This window comes from Negadavirga shengliensis (genome assembly GCF_042652345.1).
Classification (GTDB): domain Bacteria; phylum Bacteroidota; class Bacteroidia; order Cytophagales; family Cyclobacteriaceae; genus Negadavirga; species Negadavirga shengliensis.
This window is the reverse complement of sequence record NZ_JBHSJJ010000023.1, coordinates 1-22,566: the sequence shown is the minus strand read 5'-3', so window position 1 is coordinate 22,566 and position 22,566 is coordinate 1. Positions and strand designations below refer to the sequence as shown.

24 protein-coding genes are annotated in these 22,566 nt (G+C 45.3%); 5 read left to right on the top strand and 19 right to left on the bottom strand.

The genetic code is table 11. The annotated features are described in order from the left end of the window. Window positions 1-146: 146 nt before the first annotated feature. A complete protein-coding gene (locus ACFPFU_RS24220) occupies window positions 147-740 on the bottom strand; it encodes a dihydrofolate reductase family protein (RefSeq protein WP_377069067.1) in 594 nt (197 codons plus the stop codon). Between the two features lie 202 nt (window positions 741-942). Here ACFPFU_RS24220 and ACFPFU_RS24215 point away from each other — a divergent pair, with 202 nt between their 5' ends. The 3 genes from ACFPFU_RS24215 (at window position 943) to ACFPFU_RS24205 (ending at window position 2,451) form a co-directional block, all read left to right on the top strand. Further along, on the top strand, window positions 943-1,746 hold the full coding sequence (locus ACFPFU_RS24215; protein WP_377069065.1) for an SDR family NAD(P)-dependent oxidoreductase: 804 nt from the start codon (window positions 943-945) through the stop codon (window positions 1,744-1,746). A gap of 159 nt (window positions 1,747-1,905) precedes the next feature. After that, entirely contained in the window at window positions 1,906-2,211 is a 306-nt protein-coding gene (locus tag ACFPFU_RS24210) for a cyclic nucleotide-binding domain-containing protein (RefSeq protein WP_377069063.1), read from the top strand. Window positions 2,212-2,289: 78 nt separating this feature from the next. Next, window positions 2,290-2,451, top strand: a complete 162-nt coding sequence (locus ACFPFU_RS24205; RefSeq protein ID WP_377069061.1) for a hypothetical protein — start codon at window positions 2,290-2,292, stop codon at window positions 2,449-2,451. Between the two features lie 286 nt (window positions 2,452-2,737). Here the strand turns inward: ACFPFU_RS24205 and ACFPFU_RS24200 are convergent, their stop codons facing one another. The 6 genes from ACFPFU_RS24200 to ACFPFU_RS24175 all read right to left on the bottom strand — a co-directional run bounded on the left by ACFPFU_RS24200 (window position 2,738) and on the right by ACFPFU_RS24175 (window position 9,204). After that, window positions 2,738-3,775 (bottom strand): c-type cytochrome, encoded by a 1,038-nt coding sequence (locus tag ACFPFU_RS24200; protein WP_377069059.1) that lies wholly within the window; start codon window positions 3,773-3,775, stop codon window positions 2,738-2,740. Between the two features lie 76 nt (window positions 3,776-3,851). Then, complete coding sequence (locus ACFPFU_RS24195) at window positions 3,852-4,271, bottom strand: DsrE family protein (protein ID WP_377069057.1); 420 nt, start codon at window positions 4,269-4,271, stop codon at window positions 3,852-3,854. A 33-nt stretch (window positions 4,272-4,304) separates the two neighbouring features. After that, window positions 4,305-4,994 (bottom strand): hypothetical protein, encoded by a 690-nt coding sequence (locus tag ACFPFU_RS24190; RefSeq protein WP_377069055.1) that lies wholly within the window; start codon window positions 4,992-4,994, stop codon window positions 4,305-4,307. 186 nt (window positions 4,995-5,180) lie between these two features. Next, complete coding sequence (locus tag ACFPFU_RS24185; RefSeq protein WP_377069053.1) at window positions 5,181-6,062, bottom strand: alpha/beta fold hydrolase; 882 nt, start codon at window positions 6,060-6,062, stop codon at window positions 5,181-5,183. 228 nt (window positions 6,063-6,290) lie between these two features. Continuing rightward, window positions 6,291-7,682: an FAD-binding oxidoreductase gene (locus tag ACFPFU_RS24180; protein WP_377069051.1), complete on the bottom strand. Its 1,392-nt coding sequence runs from the start codon at window positions 7,680-7,682 to the stop codon at window positions 6,291-6,293. 451 nt (window positions 7,683-8,133) lie between these two features. After that, a complete protein-coding gene (locus tag ACFPFU_RS24175; protein WP_377069049.1) occupies window positions 8,134-9,204 on the bottom strand; it encodes a nickel-binding protein in 1,071 nt (356 codons plus the stop codon). Between the two features lie 458 nt (window positions 9,205-9,662). On the opposite strand from ACFPFU_RS24175, the gene ACFPFU_RS24170 reads away from it, so the two are divergent. Both ACFPFU_RS24170 and ACFPFU_RS24165 read left to right on the top strand, forming a co-directional pair. Beyond that, a complete protein-coding gene (locus ACFPFU_RS24170; RefSeq protein WP_377069047.1) occupies window positions 9,663-9,968 on the top strand; it encodes a VOC family protein in 306 nt (101 codons plus the stop codon). Between the two features lie 359 nt (window positions 9,969-10,327). Continuing rightward, window positions 10,328-11,236, top strand: a complete 909-nt coding sequence (locus ACFPFU_RS24165) for an NAD(P)/FAD-dependent oxidoreductase (RefSeq protein WP_377069045.1) — start codon at window positions 10,328-10,330, stop codon at window positions 11,234-11,236. Between the two features lie 86 nt (window positions 11,237-11,322). Here the strand turns inward: ACFPFU_RS24165 and ACFPFU_RS24160 are convergent, their stop codons facing one another. The 12 genes from ACFPFU_RS24160 to ACFPFU_RS24105 all read right to left on the bottom strand — a co-directional run. Next, entirely contained in the window at window positions 11,323-12,183 is an 861-nt protein-coding gene (locus ACFPFU_RS24160; protein ID WP_377069148.1) for a penicillin-binding transpeptidase domain-containing protein, read from the bottom strand. 191 nt (window positions 12,184-12,374) lie between these two features. Continuing rightward, complete coding sequence (locus tag ACFPFU_RS24155) at window positions 12,375-13,148, bottom strand: DUF1835 domain-containing protein (protein WP_377069043.1); 774 nt, start codon at window positions 13,146-13,148, stop codon at window positions 12,375-12,377. Between the two features lie 131 nt (window positions 13,149-13,279). After that, window positions 13,280-13,669 (bottom strand): hypothetical protein, encoded by a 390-nt coding sequence (locus ACFPFU_RS24150; protein WP_377069041.1) that lies wholly within the window; start codon window positions 13,667-13,669, stop codon window positions 13,280-13,282. A 74-nt stretch (window positions 13,670-13,743) separates the two neighbouring features. Further along, a complete protein-coding gene (locus ACFPFU_RS24145; RefSeq protein ID WP_377069039.1) occupies window positions 13,744-14,511 on the bottom strand; it encodes a hypothetical protein in 768 nt (255 codons plus the stop codon). A 393-nt stretch (window positions 14,512-14,904) separates the two neighbouring features. Further along, window positions 14,905-15,609: a dihydrofolate reductase family protein gene (locus ACFPFU_RS24140; RefSeq protein WP_377069037.1), complete on the bottom strand. Its 705-nt coding sequence runs from the start codon at window positions 15,607-15,609 to the stop codon at window positions 14,905-14,907. 129 nt (window positions 15,610-15,738) lie between these two features. After that, on the bottom strand, window positions 15,739-16,986 hold the full coding sequence (gene ltrA, locus ACFPFU_RS24135) for a group II intron reverse transcriptase/maturase (RefSeq protein WP_377069035.1): 1,248 nt from the start codon (window positions 16,984-16,986) through the stop codon (window positions 15,739-15,741). 645 nt (window positions 16,987-17,631) lie between these two features. Next, complete coding sequence (locus ACFPFU_RS24130) at window positions 17,632-18,174, bottom strand: hypothetical protein (protein WP_377069033.1); 543 nt, start codon at window positions 18,172-18,174, stop codon at window positions 17,632-17,634. 150 nt (window positions 18,175-18,324) lie between these two features. Then, window positions 18,325-19,578, bottom strand: coding sequence for a group II intron reverse transcriptase/maturase (gene ltrA, locus ACFPFU_RS24125; protein WP_377069031.1), 1,254 nt, complete (start codon window positions 19,576-19,578; stop codon window positions 18,325-18,327). 659 nt (window positions 19,579-20,237) lie between these two features. After that, a complete protein-coding gene (locus tag ACFPFU_RS24120; protein ID WP_377069029.1) occupies window positions 20,238-20,783 on the bottom strand; it encodes a hypothetical protein in 546 nt (181 codons plus the stop codon). Window positions 20,784-20,941: 158 nt separating this feature from the next. Next, complete coding sequence (locus ACFPFU_RS24115; RefSeq protein ID WP_377069027.1) at window positions 20,942-21,517, bottom strand: hypothetical protein; 576 nt, start codon at window positions 21,515-21,517, stop codon at window positions 20,942-20,944. Window position 21,518: 1 nt separating this feature from the next. After that, the gene (locus tag ACFPFU_RS24110; protein ID WP_377069146.1) at window positions 21,519-21,842 is read right to left on the bottom strand and encodes a restriction endonuclease; all 324 of its coding nucleotides are present in this window, start codon (window positions 21,840-21,842) and stop codon (window positions 21,519-21,521) included. A gap of 16 nt (window positions 21,843-21,858) precedes the next feature. Beyond that, on the bottom strand, window positions 21,859-22,566 hold a 708-nt coding region (locus ACFPFU_RS24105), incomplete at its 5' end, for a hypothetical protein (RefSeq protein ID WP_377069025.1).

The following is a 22,566-nucleotide window of genomic DNA, read 5'->3' as shown; positions in this document are numbered from 1 at the left end:
TATAATTGTTTTTCAATGGTCATAACTCGTCCCGCACCTCAGGTCGGAATAGCTTGTCCCGCATGTTTCCCCCCCCGATAGCTATCGGGGCTATCGCGGCATCCCAGTGTGTGCTGCGTGCGTCATGTGCCCGGTTTCATTTCGTCTTAAACCCCAACAGTACCTGTCTTTACTTCCCCAGCCCGCTTGTAATTGGCAATAATCACTCCGGTTGTGGTAACCGTACTTTCTGCTAATGTAAATGCTGTCGGAATCACGCCGTTGTCAAACAATTTTTTTCCTTTACCAAGAGTCAAGGGGTGAATTTTGAGCCGGAGTTCGTCTACTAAATCATTCTTCAGCAGCAGTTGAATGAGCTCACTGCTGCCCCAAACTTGAATATCAGGGCCTTGTGATTGTTTGAGCTTTTTGATGTCTGCGAGGCTTTTAAGGAAAACAGAGTTTTTCCAATCCGACTTTTTCAACGTCCTGGACAGGACGTATTTCGTGCCATCATTGATACCCGGCCAAAAGCCTGCATGGGCCGGCCAGTAGTTTTCCCATATTTTAAAAGTTTTTCTGCCTAAAAGATACGCTGCGGGTTTCAGCTCTTCTTGCACCACTTTGTCATAAATCTCGTCAGAATACGGTGCCACCCAACCGCCATATTTGAAACCGCCTGATGTGTCTTCCTCAGGCCCTCCAGGCGCTTGCATTACGCCATCCAATGTGATCATGGATAAGACAATTATTTTTCTCATAACCATACCGTTTTGTTGAGATACGAATCTCGACAATAACACCTTATCCACTACGGTGCGGATACGACAATCACAGGGGCTAAAATGACATACGGACACTTCCGTCAATAGCTGGCATAAATCCCCCCCTCAATTGTCGTATACCTACCCTTGAAATTTCATTATTAACCGCCAATTTTGGTCAGCACTAAAACAAAAAACGATGTTACTTCAAAACAAAAATGCCGTTATATATGGCGCAGGCCCTTCCTTGGGAGGAGCAATAGCCCGGTCATTTGCCGATGCAGGAGCAAAAGTATTTGTCACGCATAAGAGAATGGACGCCGCGCGGAAGGTTGCCGACGACATCAATTCCCAGGGCGGCATGGCAGAAGCCGGAGAAGTTGATGCCTTGGATGCCGAAGCGATAACGACCCATTTGAACACGGTTAAACAAAAAGCCGGAAGTATCGATATTTCTTTCAACGCCATTGGTCTGCAGGATACGCAGGATATTCCTTTGACAGAAATGACATTAGCCGATTTCCAGCGCCCTATCCACATCGCCATGCAAACGCAATTCCTGACCGCCACCGCAGCTGCAAGAATAATGACAGGCCAAAATGCGGGCGTTATTCTTTCCCTTACAGCAACTCCAGGGGGTATCGGTTACGCAAACGTGGGTGGTTTTGGGCCCGCTTGCTGCGCTATTGAAAGTTTTTCAAGGAACCTGGCAACCGAACTGGGCGCTTATGGTGTACGTGTCGTCAATATCAGGTCGGCAGGATCGCCTGATTCCCGGCCTTTTATGGAAGCATTGGACAATGCATCCAAAGAAGTAAGTGAATTCATGGCAAAATTAGAAAATGACACCATGTTGAAGCAATTACCCATGATGCAAGACATTGCGAATACGGCCGTATTCCTCGCATCAGCGATGGCCGGAAAAATCACAGGCGTAACCGTAGATGTCACGGCGGGAACAACCACCGCACTGAATTACAAAGTCACCAAGATTCCTTTTTGAAAAAATAACAGTTATCACCCCGGACAATACTAAAAAGCCAAAGAAAAAGACCACTTCCCGGAAGACTTTATGTTTAAGCTGGCTCCCAGAGAGTTTGCCAACTTGAAGTCGCAATTTTCAAGCTCAAACATCTTCACCCGCATCCAACCGGTTGTTTTGATGTCCGTTGTTGGAATCAGGCGTCAGCTTGCTTTGCAAGCTGGTATGACAAATGAGTTGTTCATCATCCAGCCCTTCACTGACACGTATGTCGACCCCGAGTTACATGAATTCGACGTCAAGATAACGGAATTTTATGCCATGTGGCTGGAAGAAAAGCTGCACCGGTTCTATACCCAATCTGCAACTGGCCGTTACTTACATTTACTAGAATCCCACCCCCATATCATTCAATACATCACTTTCATCGCCTCCTACCTGGGCGTTTCTTTGGAAACATTGAGTAGAATAAGGTCTAAGATCTGAATCCGATTATTTGATCTATGTCAAATGAAAACAGGGGAAGATGTTTCAACTTTACCTTGAACCTAAACATCAAACACCATGAACGTCAGGACAATCGGATTCGACCTAGCCAGAGCATACGCCATTTTCGGAATGTTTATTGTAAACTACAATGTGACATTTGATGACCACCAGGACCCCAGTGGGTTAGTGAAATTCGTGGACAAAAATTCGGTGGTTAACCCGAAAGCTGACCCTTGACCCAATAGTAGTGGTCTGGAGCGCATAGCCGGTTAGATTGGAGAGTCCCGTTCCGCCGGCTATCCATTGCTGTTAACTTTCGCAAAATAGGATCTTTTCAGTCTATATTTCTTTCCTAAACAACAGCACGCTGATCGCCAAAAAGCCTACCCCGGTAAGGCCCGGCGGAAGTATTTGATTTTTGAAACTTATGGCGATCATCGCGATCCCCAGAATCAGTAGAATAATGGCAACGGTATTTTCATGACTTTGTCGTTTGGTGTTTAGAAAATCCCAATAGTTCCTTCTAGGGCTGGTTTTCTTTAATGGGGTCAAAAGGACCATATTTATGTTGTTCTTCGGTAAAAGCATCTGCATAGGGACCGAAGGGATGATCGACAGGCTTTTTGGAAATATCCGGCCAATCCATCGATAAGTCCATGGAAGGCCGGGGCATGGAGTTGACATAAGCCGCTATATCCCAGGCTTCTTCGTCCGATAAAAAAGGGTTTTCAAACGTTACCCCTAAGGGCATATTGGCTTTGATAAATGCCGCAAACCGGGAAAGCCGGTACAGGCCGGCCCCGATGTTATAACTTTGGTCCCCATGTAGAGGTGGGTACAGCCATTCAAGATTGTCCTCCGCCAATTGACCTTCCCCGTTATTCCCATGACAACGGGAACAATACAGGTTATAAGCCAGCTTGCCCTTGACAGGGTCGGCCGGGCGGTTAAGGGGCTCCAGTTCTTTGAGACCGAAACCTGTGAGGGAATCGTCCGTTTTCACCTCTTTTCCTACCCATTTCAGGTAAGCGATCATGGCCTGCATTTCCCGGCTGTCCGGGTCAAGCTTTTCTCCATTCAGACTGCGCTCTATGCAGTCATTGATTCGTTTTTCAAAACCTTCCACAGTACCCGAGCGGTTGCGTAGCTTGGGGTAGGTAGCCGCTACTTTTCCATAATTGTTCCCGAAAGGTACTGTGCCCGCCTTCAGATGGCAGTTCTGGCAATTCATCCCGTTGCTGAGGGGCTTCACCGCTCCACGGGGACCAAGGTACCTGGAAGTATGGGCAATCAGCTCCCTTCCGTACCTGATCAGTTTGCCCTCCTCAGTGTGAGGGATGGAAGACGTGTCGGGGGCCTGCCAGAGAGCCGACCCCTCATGCAAGCCCGGACCTCCCGCGTTGACGGTGGAAATGGTATCTCGGGAAGGACCAAGCGAAAACAGACCGAACTCTACTGCCATTATAAGGGCTGTCCCGCCCACTACACATCCAATTAACGTTTGGACGAGGAGTGTGAGCCGTTTTACTGCCTGCATGAAATTTTCTTCCTGATACCTCATTGATCCGTGCGTTTGGTTTTAACCGGACAGGTCACGCGGGACCTGACAATTGATCAAAGCAGGAGAAAGAGAGCTTTTACAGCCCTCCTTCTTTTATATACCCCCATCCCTGTCGCTGCTTCTGAACCAGCTCCAGAATTCCGTCCGGCACCGATCCCACACCGGGGATCAGGTTGGACATCTGTAACTGATGCCTCTTCAGTCCCATTTCACAGACGACAAACCGGACGTTGTCACGGGTAACCAGTTCCTGGACTTCTTTCGTGACGGAAGATTGCTCAGGAACCACCATAAATACACCGCCCCCATACATTACCACTTGAAATTCGGCCTCGGGATAGGATGCTGACATCGCCGTCACGTGCCGAATAGTGGCCTGGTGTACCTCCGGGTCTTTGCTGGTCAGATCGAAGAGGATCTTGACCGGCTCATTTTGTCCCATTGCCGTCAGGGTAGCTGCCAGCAATGGGATCAGAAACAAGAGTTTTTTCATCATTTGCGGATTTTTGTCAACCCATGTCTACCGGACTCAGCCGGCGAAGATGTAGGCACAGCCGTGTTCCTGTGCCCGGCCCAGGGCCCAGACACCGGATGGGACGACCTGGATGTCAGGCAGCAATCCATCCGACCATTCCTGGTACACTTCCCCGGCATCCAGGTTCATGGCCTGTGCCGCGGCGGCGGAATACACGGTCAGGGCGGCATTGCATACGCAAAACATCACGCCACTGGCTTGCAGCTGGTCGATTCCTATCGCCACTTCGCCGAATCCCGGAAACTGGAAAGTTCCTGGTGCAGGCTTCCAAAACGGATTTTTGGAAACAGGTTCTCCCGTCATGGGATCTGGAGCATGAAACATCTCCGTGAAATTGTACTTGGGCCAGAGGCTGTTTTCCAACGCATAAGGAATGGCATCATGTCGCAGCACCACGACTACATTGCACTCATTTTCGGGAGTACCGGTAGCTTCATTCGTCAGTAGAAATACCCGGGGCCAGGCGAAGGGGAATACGCCATGAGGCTGGGTCACATCATAGACTACCCGGTGCTTACCCTTGATTTTCTTAAACCATTCGTCCGCATCACTGGGTGTTGCGGCGGGAGCAGAACTGAGCGGCTGGGCCGACACAGCTCCTGCGAAAGCGGAAAATCCACCCACCGCGGTGCCCAGCACCACGGTTTCCAGGAAATTCCTTCTTGAATTGTTGTTTGTTTTCATTGTTCGACTTTGATTGGTTAGTATTTGGGTATGGGGTTTTTATCGGTTTTCTCTCGGTCGGTAGATATCATGGGTCAGCATCGTGATGATGGTGTTGCCGACATTTACCGCGGCGTCAGACAAGCTCGGACTGGCGAATCCCGCTCCAACAGGTTAGAAATGTCAATCTAAACAGCGTTCTCATGATCATTGCTGGGTAACGTGGCTTTGAAATCTTTCCAGTTCAACCAGGAAACTGTCACGGGATACGAGATGGGGTGCATGTCCGCCGGGAAATTCTACCACCGTTGAATGGGGAATATGCTCGGAAAGCCCGTCGATGATCTGATGCAGAAATGGTGAGGAACCGGTGCCTTTTACCAGCATAGTGGGCGATTGAAATGATTTCAACCGGCCCACCTCGTCCTGATGGGTCACTGTATAAGGATTGATGCGCAACGAACGCCTAAAAGGCACCCAATGATCCCATTGAAGCAATTCTCTCGCGGATTGGCCGGGCTGTACAAATCCGGCATTTTTTAAAAACTCCGCAAGCATATCTTCGGTGACTTCATCTTGAAAGGACCGGCTGAACTCAGCCATTTCCTGCGCTTCCTGGTTCCATTTTCCCGTAGCACGAAGCACCCACATCGCGGGCGGTTCAATCAAGGTCAATGTTCGGATTCTGTCAGGGTTGTCAAGTGCATAATCAAGCGCTGTAAATGCGCCATAGGACCATGCAACCACATCTACCGGCATTTGGTATCCTAAAGCATCCAGCGTTGCCGCCAAGGCACCACTTTCCATCTTTACCGAATAATCTTCCGGCAGCGGTCGGTTCTCCAAGCCGAATTGAACCCCCAATAGTTGGACCCTAATGACGGTTCTGTCTTTAGAAAACCCTTCTACAAAAGGTTCCCAACTCGCCCATCCGGTTAAGCCGCCTGGTACAAGGACAATAGGGGAGCCATTACCCATAACTTCCGATTGCATTTTCATAGTGTCTGAACCCTGTTTTGAAGTAACATTACATGAAGCAAGGGATAGCGCTACCCCTATTGTAACAGCCAAAGCAATTTTCCTTTTCATATGGTTATAATTTTTTCTCAATAGGCCATAAGGAATCTCGCATGATAGATAATCATCCCAGTTTGTGTCGCTTCCGTCATGCTCGATTTCATCTGTTTATAATTGTTTTTTAAAGGTCAGATAGCCTGCCCCGAACTTGTTTCGGGGGAATCTCGCATGTTTTCCCCCCCGATAGCTATCGGGGCTATCGGGGCATCTCAGTGTGTGCCGCTTGCGTCACGCTCGGTTTCATGGCTTGATATTCTGGTTTACCCGGAAGAAATTTTCCGGATCGTATTTTCTTTTTATTTCCACCAACCCGTCATAATTGGCGCCGTAGAAGGCTTTTATCCGTTCCCCGCCCTCCTCCATCATAAAGTTGATATAGGCGCCATTGCCGTTAAATGGACTAAGGGATTCCCGGTAGTTCCGGCTCCAGTCCTTGAGTTCATCTGCCTTTTCCGGTTCCGGATCTATTCCCACGATCACCATGGACCAGGTGGCGTCCCGGCGGGACCAGGCGGTATCCCCAGAGCCTACCCGCTGTACCGCCCGATCGATGGGGTACAGGTGCATGGCACAAAACTCGCTGGGGGCATTTGCCGCATTTTCAATGTGTTTTTCGATAGCCTCATCGGTCAGTTCCCGGACAAAATCCCCGTTCCAGTACCACTGGTAGCCTTTTGGGTATAGCGGGTCAAACATCGCCTGCACGGTTGGGTAAGGCAAGGGCTGGAGCCAGTTGAGGAGGGGTTTGGGCAACTTGTCCAGCAGTGGGGCGATCACCTCTCTTGCGTCGTCTTCATTGCCATTGTAGCAGAACATGATAAGGCAGATCCGTTCTCCCCATATTTCTTCCGGGAAGGGAGCCGTGGACAGGATGGTTTTCAAGCCCAGAAATGCGCCGAGTTTCTCTGGCGCTTGGCTTAAAAACTCCCGGTAGGCCTTCATAATATGCCGGGCATCTGCCAGTTTCCATGCCACAGGACCGGCATAGACCCTGCTGACCGGATGCAGTTGAAATACGAAGCTGGTGACCACGCCGAAGTTGCCGCCGCCACCCCGGATGGCCCAGAAGAGGTCTTCGTGCACCCCGCGATTGGCCGAGACAAAGCTCCCATCCGCCAGGACCATATCGACTTCCAGCAGGTTGTCGATGGTCAGGCCGTATTGGCGGCTCAGATAGCCATGCCCCCCACCCAGGGTGAGCCCGGCAATGCCGGTGGTGGAGATGATCCCGGTGGGTACGGCCAGTCCAAAGGCATGCGTCGCATGATCCAGATCGCCGGTGGTGCAGCCTGCTTCCACCCGGACGGTTTGGGATTCGGGGTCTACCCGTATGCCCTTCATCCGGGACAGGTCGATCACCAGCCCGTCGTCACAACTCCCCAGGCCGGGACCATTGTGCCCGCCACCACGAATGGCGGTGAGGAGATTATTGTCTCGTCCGAAGTTTACCGCTGCCATGACATCTGCAACACCGGTACATTGGGCGATCAGGGCGGGGTGCTTGTCGATCATGCCATTGTAAAGGGCTCGACAGTCGTCATAGCTTTTATGATCCGGGGTGATGAGCGCTCCGCGAAAAGTCGTTTGGAAGTCCTGAAGGGATTGCTCTCCTATGATGAGGGTAGTTGTCATGATCTGAACAGTTTGGGGTAAAAATTCCTTGCTGAACAGGGAAGTCCTCACTCAGCAAAACCATTTAAAACAAAGTTATGTCCGTTAAAATGCCTCAGCCACCTTGCATCATTCAAAAGCTACCACAAATCGTTCATTGGGGATGAGACCCCCATTGATATATATGTTCAATTTCAACATGCAAAAAGGTTTCGCCCCTCCGGGGCGAGCTCTGGGGATGGGTGCAGCGCCATCTGCTACAAAGGTGCCGCACCCGCCACGGCGGGCGGGCGGTAAAGCAAAGGAATACACCGGCAGGCTCACATCGGCCCCGTGTTATTTAAAGGAAGCAAACACTGGATATTCCTCCCTTTGATATTTTTCCTGAATAAAATATTTCCCAAATAGTTGATCAAAGGTGGCCTGGTGTTTCGCGATCCCATTCACTATCATCCATGAAGTACAAACCATACTACTTCACCACCGAAGGACTGAATCCATATTTTTCCTTGAAGCATTTGGCAAAGTAAGACGGGTTGTTATAACCCACCTCCATGGCCACCTGGGTGATGTTTCCGGCCTTCTGCCGGAGTAAAGCCCGCGCCCGTTCCATTCGAATGTCGCGGAGAAATTCGTTGGGGGAACGCCCCGTGATGCCGGTAATCCTGCGGTACAGTTGCGGGCTGCTGACCCCCACCGATTTGCATAGGCTCTGTACCCCAAACTCCTCACTCGCCAGGTTGCCTTCCATCACATCGAAAACCTCGGAGAGAAAGGTTTCCTCCCTGCGATTCATCAACCTTGCCCGGATCAGTTCCCCGATTTCCCTGATACACAGCTTTCCGGTCAGGGAGTCGATCAGCAACTGGTTCTTTTTGGCCGCATGGGCGAGCCGGTGTGAAAAGCGGATGGCTTCCTGAAGGAAATTTCCGTTTTCGGTGACAGGCTGACTGGTACTCAACCCCATTCTAAAAAGCACTTCCGGCTTTTGGTGAGCTTCAGACAGCAGCTCTTCCTGAATGGTTTTGGCGCAATTCAGGGCGTCGGAAGCTTCACTGAACAAGGCAACAAGACTATCGTCATGCGGCCAGGGAACTTTTCGCCCGCGGAATTTTTCGGTGTTCTGATGCACCACATCCCTCGCCCAATGGGGGATTTGAAAAGCATCCAGATCATCAAAACCCCTGGCCCGGGTAAATCCGGTGATGGCGACCAGGAGCATACTCCGGTATCCCAAATCGGCTCTCCCCTCGCCCTTGACGGTGAGGCCCTCATCCACCCAGTTGTCTCCGCCCATGGCCAGTTTGAAAAATCCCGGCTCGACCTCGCTGATGGCGCAGGCCACATTTCCATGTGCAAGCCGATGTACCAGGGCGCAGGTTTCGGCATCAGGCCCCTCCATCAGGCAAAAAACGGTCCCTTCTTCCTCGTTGACCCAGAACTGGTAGTATTTTACCCCATACTTTCCCTGTGTGGCCAGATCAGCCAAATGGGCCTTCCTCACGTCCTCAATGGTGACGTGGTCAAACTTGTGAAAATCCATGAAAAGTGGCATCTTTCTACTTGAAATAAAGTCCCGATTTCCGAAGAGAAGATTACTGTTTTCTGTGACAATTCACCGTCACAGAAAGAGACCTGTTCAACCCATTTAACAATGTGGTTTTCCCACCAACCGTCCACCTGCTCGAATGGATGAAAATCACGCGCCGGAGTACATAAAATTCGTTTTACCGTATATAAAGTTAATTAATTATACTTGAAAAAGAAAATATCTGTAAACAAAAGGATGGATAGGGTGGCGTACTACTTTGCGGCCGATTGCCCTTTTAAGGAAAGCTGCATTTCAATTAAAAAATGGGCAATGTCACTTGGTGTACTCCAAAGTCCTCCGGCACTGGCCGGTTCACAGATGTAGTACTTTTGATCGATTACTTTATTTTTGGAAAGATGCCCGAATGCTATTGATTTGAATTGCCCATTCGGCAATCGGTAGAAATTATTATGGTGCCTGTGGCAGATAGGCAAAAAGCCAAAGAGTTTTATTTGAAACTTGGTTTTCAGCTCATTGTTGAAGCCCCTGGTGCACACGGTGAAACGTGGATACAGATGGGATTGCCGGATAGCAATACCACCATTTCATTGGCTGGGTTTCCGGGAATTATTTGTGAAACTGAAAACATTGATGTCAAAATCAAAGAACTGAATAACAAGGGAATTGAGGTTGGTAAAATTGATGAGACACCTTGGGGAAAATTTGCGTGGTTAAAAGACCTGGACGGAAACAGTCTTTGCCTGCATCAAAAGTAGCCTCTTGACGATAGTTCATTGACGCAGGTTTTTTTAGCGTGTATTCAAAGTAACGTGGGGCTTTTGTAACCCTTTCTTACCTGTACTTTTGGTTCGGGTGCGCAGAGTTTTCGGGATACCAATTCCGAAAGCTATCGGAATAAGGCAAAAAGATCCTTCACCCCGCGAGGTCCACACCCCCTCGGTTTTCTGCTGGCCCGCCCGCTTTGGTCGATTGCGCCGGTAGAAAAAACGCTTATGACAAGTCACATTGTTTTTTTTGAAAAGGTTGACATTTGATTCAACACCGGAACCACTTATATTGCAACACTGTTGCATAAAATAATCAACATGTTACTTTTACATTTACAACCAATCCCATGAAAAACAAAATGGATTTTGAGGTGATCATCGTGGGCGGAAGTTATGCGGGACTGTCCGCCGCCCTGACCCTGGGCCGATCCCTGCGCAGAGTGCTGGTCATCGATAGCGGCAAGCCCTGCAATTCCCCCACCCCTCACTCCCATAACTTCATCACCCAGGATGGTATGGCTCCCCGGGAAATCGCGGAAGCCGCCAAAGCTCAGGTCCTGAAGTATAACACGGTGGAATTCCACCATGGGCTGGCCATATCCGGAACGAAAACCGAAGGGGGATTTGAAATCAAAACCCATGGAAACGGGACTTTTACCGCCCAAAAGCTGCTTTTTGCCACGGGCGTCTTTGACATCATGCCGGACATTGATGGCTTTGCCGCTTGCTGGGGAAAATCCGTCCTGCATTGCCCCTACTGCCATGGTTACGAGGCGAGGCACCAAAAAATCGGGCTGCTGGGCAATGGTCCCATGACTTTTGAGTTTTGCCGGCATCTCAGCAACTGGTCCGGTCAACTGGTCCTTTTCACCAATGGCAAATCCACATTGACCCGGGAAGAAACGGCCAAAATCCGATCCCATCAGATCGAAGTTATCGAAAAAGAAATCCTGGCTTTTGAACACCGGGAAGGCTATCTTGACAAAGTGGTGTTTTCGGACGGATCGGATCACCAAGTTTCGGCCCTATTTGCCAGGGCAGAATTTAAGCAACATTGCGACATTCCGGCACAAATGGGTTGTGAACTGACCGAACACGGATTGATCAAAACCGACGAATTCCAAAGGACATCCCTCCCCGGCATTTTCGCAGCCGGCGACAATGTCAGCTTTTTCCGGGCGGTATCAATAGCCGCCGCCTCCGGAACCAAAGCCGGCGCGGCCATCAACAAGGAATTGATTGAGGAGAGCTTTTGACGACGTGCAGCGCCACCCTGGTTCTAAATTGGGTCCTCCAATATACCCTTCGATTTTAAGCACTGGCCTTCAGCCAGAAATAGATTTTATATAATGATCCCTAAGTCTTTAAATATCTTTTTTGTAATTTCTTTTCTACAACTACCAAAATCCGGCCTGTAAAGTTTTCTGTCCTGCAGAAGTCTGGTTGCAAAAATGTAAGTGCCATTTTTTGTTTCAATATATCCTGTCCACCAACCTGTATTGATATTGTTTTCCCGTGTCCAACCCGTCTTTGCGCTTATGGTATAATCTTCTGTCTGTTCTGTAATCATTACATTTTTCACAATGTCCATGTTCCGCTTAGAAAAGGGTAGCGTTTCTTCATACAAAGCATGTAAAAACTCAACCTGATTTTTAGGCGAAATTGCAAATTCTCCGAAATTCCAAAAGTCGGCGTCTTTTTGGGTCAGGTTGTTATTTCCATACCTGCACTTTGTAAGGAATTCTTTGTATTTGTCTTTTCCGATTTTCTTTGCAAGTTCAACAAATACCCAACCTGCTGATAATTCAAAGGCTTCCTTTACCGACATATGGTGATAAATCTCCGGTCTGTATCCATATTTAACGGTGTCTGTACCACCAACCCAGTTGACTATTTCTTTTTCGTCAGTAATTGTTCTTGTTTCAAGCGCTATTAACAGATTGATAATTTTAAAGGTAGAAGCAGGAAGGGTTTCAGTTTTTATTTCCGCCGTGTCAGACACAATCCATTGCTGCAGCTTTAAGTCATAGATAGCTACAGCACCGTCAAGGCCACAATTGTCAAAGTACTTTTTAAAGTCGTCCCGTAAAATAATATCATTTTTACTTAAATCCGTTGAATATTTGTCCGGCCGCTTGTTTGGTGAGCAGCCTGAGATAAATGAAAGTAAGACAGTTAGTAAAAGAAGGTATTTGGATGTCATTTTTGCCAGTAGGTTGTGTGATATGCTTGCAGGTAACATTTTGAGTAGGTAACGTTGCGGGCTTGGAGGGCAAATAAAGGAGGAACGATTGATTTGCGCGATTACTCCGAAACAATCCCACGCGACCGAACATTCTTTGAAAACTAAACTACAAATTTGTACCGCACCTGCAATGGGCACATACACTTTTGTCAGCGGTTGTGCATTACTTTGTCATATAGACTTTTTAATTGAGTGTCACCAAAACCATAAATGCTTTCTCTGTTCCAAAATTCTTTGAACACTTTAGGAAAGTCAGTAGAAATATTCTTCGTAATGTCTTCAATAACCCTTTCAGGCCTTCCTTTTGTGCCATCTTTTGGAAAACGGTCAATATGTGCTTTTACCACTTCTTGCAGATATGGAAAAGCAAAAGATTGATTTTTTGAAAGGCGAATTAATTCTTCAAAGTTATTGTCTTTATAGGCTGTCCATAATTCCTGTCCTAATTGTAAGTCAGCATCACTTAAAAGAATTCTATCGGCAAAACAAACTTGAAGCTGGCTTGAATTAGCCGGTCCAAATCCATTCCAAAAATGTTTATGGTTTCTGTCCAGATAGGAAGTATAAACAGCATAAACTTTTTTCTTTACTGGCAAACGATTGATGATTGAAATAATAAACCACATGTTTACCTGGCAGAATAAGTCATACTCAAACCAAAGATTGAATTCGGAATCGTCAGGCGCATTCATTATTCTTTCAAATTCACTTACAACCTTGTCGTAATACTCAGCTTCTGTTAATTCCAGGTACTTGGCTCTTGAATGCCAGAAGTCTTGCAGGTCATCGCCTGACAAGTCTCCGTCAATAAGTGCTTCTCTAGCAACGATGATGTCTCCTTCAATTTTAGTGTCAGGAAAACTGTAGGCAAGAGAATCTCCGTTTAAAATATTATAAATCATGATTGTGATGTTTTTTTGCATTCTAGCCATTTTAACTCAATAACATTGAGTCCTCGCCGCGGCGGGGAAGATAGCGCACAGGATTGCATCGTCGCGGGCGGAACAGGATGCTCAAAGTAAACATGGCACGACACTGGTAAAACGCCGGGAAACTACTTATGAACATGCAGATAGTAGCTGTATTCTTTAGGGAAGGTCAATCCAGTCAACGCCCCTATACCTGCGCCGGATAGCGCAAACAGCGTGACCATGCCAGCGGTGCTTTCCTGAAAGGGATTGAATGGATCTGATCTTGTTTGCATCACAGCGTTGCCGGACACCAGCAACATCACACCGGCTCCCATAAGTCCGCCCATAGCCGCCTTATTGCCTTCTTTTACCCGGATGTAATTAACTTCAGTAAAAGGCACTACATGTATGATTCCGCCGGAGTGGAATATAAGACTGTCTTGCCCGATCCTTAAGTCGGTAGCCTTTAACTGGGCGAAATTTTTTAACCCTATTTTGGCTTTCGAATAGCTATCCAGGGGTGGTAAATTCAATGAAGCCTGCGCAGGTAATTTTGTGATCGAAAAAAACGAAAGCACAAAAAGAAACAACAGACACCTCATCACCACTAAACTTTCTGAATATATTCTGCCAATCTCCTCGACATTTCCGCCGCCAACACTTCGAACTTGTGTAACTGTACCTTGTATTCGATGAGGTCTTTGCCTTTAATAGGTTCTGGCTTGGTCCACCCCTCCACATCAATTAACATATTTCCAAAAGCGTCATAAACAAAGAGGTAAGACTGGAGCGTGATCGTACCGTAGGCTCCAAAAGCCCCGGCACCTACCACAGCCAGGCGGTTATATGAAACAGCAATGTTACTGATCCCCATTTTTTCTGCTATTTCACCTACCCGGGCTTTGAGGGTTTCATCATTTTTAAAAATGGTATTGACATTTTTCCCCTTTCCGAAAGCTGCTATGTTAAGGTCTCCCTCGCTGAAGAAAACGATGGGGAAATTTTTGTTTTCTGTCTGTATTCCTTTTTCAACCACATAAGGGCTTTTTATTTCCCGATCCAACTGGTTTGACGTTACGATTTGAGTAGACAAATATCCATTCAAAGTATTCACCAGGATATGCTTATATTCCTCGATGATCCTTTCTTCTTCGTCCATTATCAAATGGGCGATTTGGTTTGTCTTTTTATTAAAAGCTGCAGCATCGACCAACGGCATCACAGGCTGGGCCATAGGGCCGATCATCACTGATGCCAGATTGAAATCGCGCATAGGAATTTTTTCCTCCCGTGTGCTATTTACTTTGACAGTAATAGGTGCGGCACATGAAGCCAGAAAACTCACCATAAGGGTAATTCGTAAAATTTTTTTCATATAATGTATTTTGTGTCGAACTAAATTTATATAAAGAAAAATAAATTCAAAATTTTTAGATTGTTTTTTACTTCGAAGACCGGCTAACCGCCGATGAAAACACCCAGTAACGCATCGGTTCAATCACGAAGACTATACCAGCTCTTTGTTCAACCCGGCAAATTCCTTTTTTGTCAACACTTGAGTTTTTACCCGGCAAGAACCACCCGATATCCAAAAATCCAAGATCAATCTCCACAAGCACTTCGCTGGGGTCTGCCGGAGTAATCGGGGCAATCGAGCCCGACCTGAGCCAGTTGGCTCATGGGTCTTTTTCATTGGGGTTCGTTAAATATTATATTCTTGGGCACTATCCCGTCAAAGTCGTTCTGCCCCCGCCTTTGGAAATCCTTGTTAGCGCTTAGTTGTTTTTTGTGATGTCGGTTCATAATAAAGAATGACTGCACCACCGCTAAACGTTTTGGTCTTTATGAGTTTAAGCATAATTTTTTCGCTGATGTTTTTAAATAACGGCAAACCACTTCCTGCGATAACAGGGTGAACACAAAGTTGATATTCGTCTATTAAATTAAGTTTCGTCAAAGCTACAATCAAGCTCGGACTGCACACAAAAATGTCTTTGCCCGATTGTTGTTTGAGTTCCAAAACTTCTTTCTCAAGGTCCTGACTTGCTAATTTCGCACTTTTCCAATCTACATTTTTCAGTGTGCTGGAAAAAACAATCTTCGGGGTATTGTCTATTGCGACTGCAAAGTCGTCCAATGCTTTATCGCCTGTGGGATTTTCCAGCACGGTTCGCCAAAATTCCATAAGCTGGTAGGTTATCCTGCCATATAAAGCGGTATCGGCGCTTCTCAACAGGTCAGCGTAATGTTGGTGTATTTCTTCATCAGGGACGCCTGAGGTATGGTCACAAAACCCGTCAAGTGTCATGTTCATTGCTGCAACTACTTTTTTCATATTTTCTTTTTTGTCAGTCTGTTTCGCGGGTCGTCCTACTATGACCGCTAATCGGGTCAGGCGACCGGAATGCGATTTTTTTAGACAAATTCCAATGTGAAGGTATCGTTTGGTTTTCCATATGATATTTGCTTTCATGTGTTTTGTTTGGCTTGCCGGTAACGTTTTGGCGGTCGAGTAGGCAAGCGCATTTCAGCCCAAGCCTCTCACAGATCCGTGCATGAACCTCTCGACTCACACGGCTCCTGACATACAATCATTCAGATTTTACTGATTGACCAATGGACAAACATATTGGGATAGCCTGACCTGATGTCCCGCAGCCAATTGAATGCTTTTTTGGTAGCTTCGTAATCTCTTAAACTTCTTCTTTACCCACTTTGCGATGCGATAGTCCAAATGCCGGAACAGCCTTTCCAGCATCCGGTTTTCCATCTTGCCAAAATAGTTGATCAACCCTCTGGATTTACTGTTTACCACTTTGGCAATATCCTGGATAGTCCATGTACTCTCTCTGTGAAAGTTCATTTCCTTCCAGGAACCGATGATCCGGCTGCGTGACTTCATGCTCATTTGGCAATCAAAGCCCAAGAAAACGCCTGTATCCCTATTGCTCTTCTTTGACATAGGCTTGAACGTGTGCCCCAGAAAATCAAACTTCTTCGGGTAATCCTTCCGCTTTTCACGGCGGTAGTCTTGGCAATAGGTTATCCTAGTCTTCTCTTCGCTTAACCGAAGTTTGCATTCACCCAGTCTCCGTCTGATGCCCTCCAGAACATAATGGCTTTGGTTTTCGCTTTTGCAATGCACCACGATATCGTCCGCATACCGCACAAATTTTACGGTAGGAAAGGTCTTTTCTATCCATTTGTCCAGCACATAATGCAGGAATAAATTGGCCAGCAAGGGGCTGATGACACCGCCTTGCGGGGTGCCCTGTCCTTGCTTTTGAACCAGTCCTTCTTTGGTTTGTACAGGTGCTTCCAACCATCGTCGGATGTACATTCTCACCCACTTTTCCGGCACATGCTTTTCCACGGCTTTCATCAGCAACTCGTGGCTGACTTCGTCAAAGAAACTCTTGATGTCCATGTCTAAGACCCAAGCATACAGACGTACATTGGAACGTACTTCCTCCAATGCCTGGTGTGCCGATTTGTGGGGTCTGTACCCATACGATTGGGGTAGAAACGCTGCTTCTAATCGTGGTTCGAGATAGGTTTTCACTACTTCCTGGGCTATTCTGTCGCTGATGCTCGGAATACCCAATTTTCGTTCGCCCCCATTGCTCTTGGGTATGATAACCTCTTTCACGGGCTTGGGAAAGTAGCTTCCGCTCGCCATTCGGTTCCAAATCTTGTACAGGTTCTTTGATAGGTTCTCATCAAATGTTTTCAGTGAAATCTCATCTACCCCTGCACTGCCTTTGTTTGCCCTGACCTTACGATAGGCTTCCCGAACCATGTCTTTGGTTATCGGAATCGGTTTTGATTTTGTTTCAAATAAGTCTGTCATCCTTACTCTAATAAGTTGTCTAAATACTTGAAACTGTATGTCTGCCGTCCTTCGCTCCATGTTCATTACAAACACTTCATCGCTACTACAACAGCATCCGTCATCCTTATAAACATCGATACTGTAAGCCTCGTGGGTACTTCCCACTTGTGCCGTTCTCTTTGCATTCTATAAGGACTTCCTGAGTTCCGTATAAAAGCCTGAATTAGGTTCGCACCTGCTCAACTGCGTTTGCCCTGTAACCAATAATCAAGCACCCGTTACAGCTTTTCACTTGTAGCAAAGAATACAAGCTTTTGACAAAGCATAGCCACTATCTCACAGCTTCATCACAGGTTCACTTGCGTTTGCCTCCCTAACTCATACCTGACTGTTCTGGACAGCCTTTTCCCCTTACTGTTCAGCACCTTTCAATTACTGTCCAAGCACCGAGAGGCGGTTTAGTACCTGCTCTTGAAAGCCGATACTGATGGGCCGACCATCATCTTCTATACAGCATTGGCCAACCTACGATTGTTGGCCATTCACAGCACACCTTGGCGGAGGCGGGGATTTTTAGCACTAAATTTCATTAGATACACAAAGCTTGAATTTCGTACTTCACTGTCATAGAAGTACGAAACCCCCGCTTTTGCAAAACGGCTGTTATAGGGCGTTTTTCCTTTCATTCTGTATTTCAATTAGAGCCTTTCTCGCTTCTCCAACCAAGTCATTTTGTAGTCTATTCTCAATTTCTTTGTCTGACAAGTTGATAAATTTTACTTTGAAAGAATCTTTCATTCTATCCTTATTCTGTTGTATTTCTTCGTCAGTTTGCCCAAATAAATTTGTCCAAATGATACCAAGTTCACCTTGTCTTTTAAATGCTAATATCAAGAGAAGAATCAATGATAGTAATTGAATTCCAGGTGATACTATTGACGCAAAACCAAATGTAAAAACCAAATTGATGAAATAGATAAATGAAAACAAGTTGAATAGTCCAAAAAATAGTAAAACCATTAAGCTCTTAAAAGTCATTTTTGGAATATAAAAAGCTATCAACGTCACAATTGTCAAACCTGCTAGTCCTAGATAGTCTGATAAGAATAAATTGTAATCATTTAAAAGTGCGTAGGGATATGTGGATAGTATTGTCAACCATAACGTCAAAATGATAATATTTTCCGTTCGCTTAAATATTTTCATACTTCAAATGTTCAAAATGTTTTCAGATGTTCTGTCTTTAAAATGCCCATAACGGTTTTGGGGTCGAGTAGGCAAGCGCATTTCAGCCCAAGCCTCTCACAGATCCGTGCATGAACCTCTCGACTCACACGGCTCCTGACATACAATCATTCAGATTTTACTGATTGACCAATGGACAAACATATTGGGATAGCCTGACCTGATGTCCCGCAGCCAATTGAATGCTTTTTGGTAGCTTCGTAATCTCTTAAACTTCTTCTTTACCCACTTTGCGATGCGATAGTCCAAATGCCGGAACAGCCTTTCCAGCATCCGGTTTTCCATCTTGCCAAAATAGTTGATCAACCCTCTGGATTTACTGTTTACCACTTTGGCAATATCCTGGATAGTCCATGTACTCTCTCTGTGAAAGTTCATTTCCTTCCAGGAACCGATGATCCGGCTGCGTGACTTCATGCTCATTTGGCAATCAAAGCCCAAGAAAACGCCTGTATCCCTATTGCTCTTCTTTGACATAGGCTTGAACGTGTGCCCCAGAAAATCAAACTTCTTCGGGTAATCCTTCCGCTTTTCACGGCGGTAGTCTTGGCAATAGGTTATCCTAGTCTTCTCTTCGCTTAACCGAAGTTTGCATTCACCCAGTCTCCGTCTGATGCCCTCCAGAACATAATGGCTTTGGTTTTCGCTTTTGCAATGCACCACGATATCGTCCGCATACCGCACAAATTTTACGGTAGGAAAGGTCTTTTCTATCCATTTGTCCAGCACATAATGCAGGAATAAATTGGCCAGCAAGGGGCTGATGACACCGCCTTGCGGGGTGCCCTGTCCTTGCTTTTGAACCAGTCCTTCTTTGGTTTGTACAGGTGCTTCCAACCATCGTCGGATGTACATTCTCACCCACTTTTCCGGCACATGCTTTTCCACGGCTTTCATCAGCAACTCGTGGCTGACTTCGTCAAAGAAACTCTTGATGTCCATGTCTAAGACCCAAGCATACAGACGTACATTGGAACGTACTTCCTCCAATGCCTGGTGTGCCGATTTGTGGGGTCTGTACCCATACGATTGGGGTAGAAACGCTGCTTCTAATCGTGGTTCGAGATAGGTTTTCACTACTTCCTGGGCTATTCTGTCGCTGATGCTCGGAATACCCAATTTTCGTTCGCCCCCATTGCTCTTGGGTATGATAACCTCTTTCACGGGCTTGGGAAAGTAGCTTCCGCTCGCCATTCGGTTCCAAATCTTGTACAGGTTCTTTGATAGGTTCTCATCAAATGTTTTCAGTGAAATCTCATCTACCCCTGCACTGCCTTTGTTTGCCCTGACCTTACGATAGGCTTCCCGAACCATGTCTTTGGTTATCGGAATCGGTTTTGATTTTGTTTCAAATAAGTCTGTCATCCTTACTCTAATAAGTTGTCTAAATACTTGAAACTGTATGTCTGCCGTCCTTCGCTCCATGTTCATTACAAACACTTCATCGCTACTACAACAGCATCCGTCATCCTTATAAACATCGATACTGTAAGCCTCGTGGGTACTTCCCACTTGTGCCGTTCTCTTTGCATTCTATAAGGACTTCCTGAGTTCCGTATAAAAGCCTGAATTAGGTTCGCACCTGCTCAACTGCGTTTGCCCTGTAACCAATAATCAAGCACCCGTTACAGCTTTTCACTTGTAGCAAAGAATACAAGCTTTTGACAAAGCATAGCCACTATCTCACAGCTTCATCACAGGTTCACTTGCGTTTGCCTCCCTAACTCATACCTGACTGTTCTGGACAGCCTTTTCCCCTTACTGTTCAGCACCTTTCAATTACTGTCCAAGCACCGAGAGGCGGTTTAGTACCTGCTCTTGAAAGCCGATACTGATGGGCCGACCATCATCTTCTATACAGCATTGGCCAACCTACGATTGTTGGCCATTCACAGCACACCTTGGCGCAGTGGCGGATTTCGAAGCACTTTCCTGTTGGCTTGCAACAAATTTACTTAAAAGAACAAAGCCTGAATTTCCACTTTCCCCGCCATAAGTTATATACGCTGTTGTGGTGTCGTTTTTTATTTTTTTCCTATTGGTATTTTCAACTCTTTATGAGTCCATTTCGTTTTATTCTCAACGAACTCAATGAACTTGGAAAGTCCAACTAAATGCTGGTGAACTTTCACCTTTTCGTCTTTTGTAGTCAGAATCAATAGTCCCGACATAGCTTTAAATCTAATATCTACAACGTCAGCCCATTTGATTTCTCTGATTTTTCCATACACGCTTGTCGCAACTATCGAATTGTCGTCAAATGTGACTCTGTGATTTCGATAATACATTAAACAAGGAATTCCTGTTCCCCAAAAAATTAGCAGCATTAGAATAACTGCCATCCAAATTCCGCTGTCACTAGGTTCAGTTGTCAATGGAAGGAAAATCAGGAATAGTAAACCGAAAACCAAACCAATTACCCCCATGATTCCGTAAAGTTTATTCATTCTTAAATTGAACTGTCCACTCTCGTCAATAGCAACCGATTTTCCTGTCGCTTTTGTCAGGAATGCAAGCGCGGTCGAAACCGCTATTCCTATTATCGCATAAAGAATTATTTTCTCTGTCATTGTCTTTTTTTAAATGCACCACAACGGTCAGGTATAAGCGTAGTTCGGGGTTTTGAAGCAATTCACTATCCGCCCACCGTAAAGTTTCATAAGAGCAGAAATTCTTAATTTTAGCAGTTTCCCCGAATTACGCTTATACAATGTTGGCATTTCGTTTTTTATTCATTTTTCAACTTATCAAACAGCAAGTCAATTAACTTCATCAGAATTGTATTAACAGGATTTAAAACGTTAACTTGATTCTGGACATATCCCTTTTGGGCGTGAAATACATTACATCTGATAGAATAAATAAAGTCTGCTATTGCCTTAATTTTTCTATCAGTATGATTTGCCTCCAATTTCGTAAGAAGTTCTAAATCCTTTTCCCTTTCAGGAAATCCGGTTACCATATTCAGTTTGATGTTGAACTCTTGATCCCTTATTATGACTTTAAGTCTTTCGATTGCGTGAGTACAATTCTCGTCAACATTAAAAGCGTTATTTATCGTATTACTATTAAGATACTGTATTACATAATTTTTTGCTGCTTGTGAGTCAGGAAATGAATTTCTGTTCTGAATATTTATCTCTCCTTTGTTTGACATTCTGAATGTAGCTTCAACATATAGACGATTATAGACAACAAAAAGAGTAAAGAATTTGTCAAATACGTCTTGCAAATTGTCATTGCTATATGCCTTTGCTTTCTCAATCCATTTTTCACAAAAGTCTTGTATTTCTTGATTTATCATTTTATCTCATTTTATAATAAATGTCTCCCGTTTGTGAAGCGTGGCGTCTTTTGATTAAAATCATATCATTTAGTTTTATTCTACCTTCTAGTACTTGCATTAAATCCATTCCGTCCATTAAGATCATTGATTTTAGAACTGGACTTCCTGTTTCTGTACATTCTGGCGAATATGGTCCAAGAGAAATAAACAATCCTAATGTATTTTTTAGTTTGCCTTGTATTTTCCCTCTGAAAGTATACAAATCAGAAGCATTAATAGCTTTTTCTTGCCATTTAGCCTCTAAAAGATAATCTGCATTATCAAAGGTAAATGCTCCATCAATTTGCTCTCCTATAACCTTAAAAGCCGATTTTGGGGTCTAAATCAAAGAAAATAAATAGCCTATTTAAAAACTTTTCGAATTGAAACCCTTTTTGTTGAGAATTGGAATTAGATGCAATTTGATAAAATTCCATTTTCAGTTCATTTAGTTTTTGTTGGTATGCAATACTATCTTTTAATTTCTCTTTAGTAGTTTCCCTTCTTTCTTCCGCCTTTTTTAATTCCTCAATTGTATCAAAGTAACCTTTCGCTTGCTGTCTTAATTTAGAGACAGCAGCTTCCGCTTTTTTGATTAATCCTTTGTTTTCTTTTTCCCAATATTCTAAATGAGTGAAGTCATTCATATTCCCAACTTCCTGTATCAATTTTAATAAGTCGGTTTGATAAAAGTCTTGACGTTTGACCATTCTATCAATTAATTGAGAAACACTTTCATATTTAAGGTTTTCAGTCCAATCTATAGTTGGCACAATAGCAGTATTTTCAATTGTCAATTCGATAAATTGCCTCAAGTCTTTCTTTCGGTAATAGATGGCGACTAGAGCATCTTTTAATGCTAAAATCGAAGTTGCAGATATTTTTTTATTAAAGCTCAATAGTATCCCTCCGACAAACCCCGTCTTGTTAAATAAGGGGATTTTATTTAGGACGGTATTCTTCCCAGTTTGAGGGTAGGAGCTGGTAGAGGTCTTTTTGTTTATGGCTCTGGATTCTTTCGAACACAT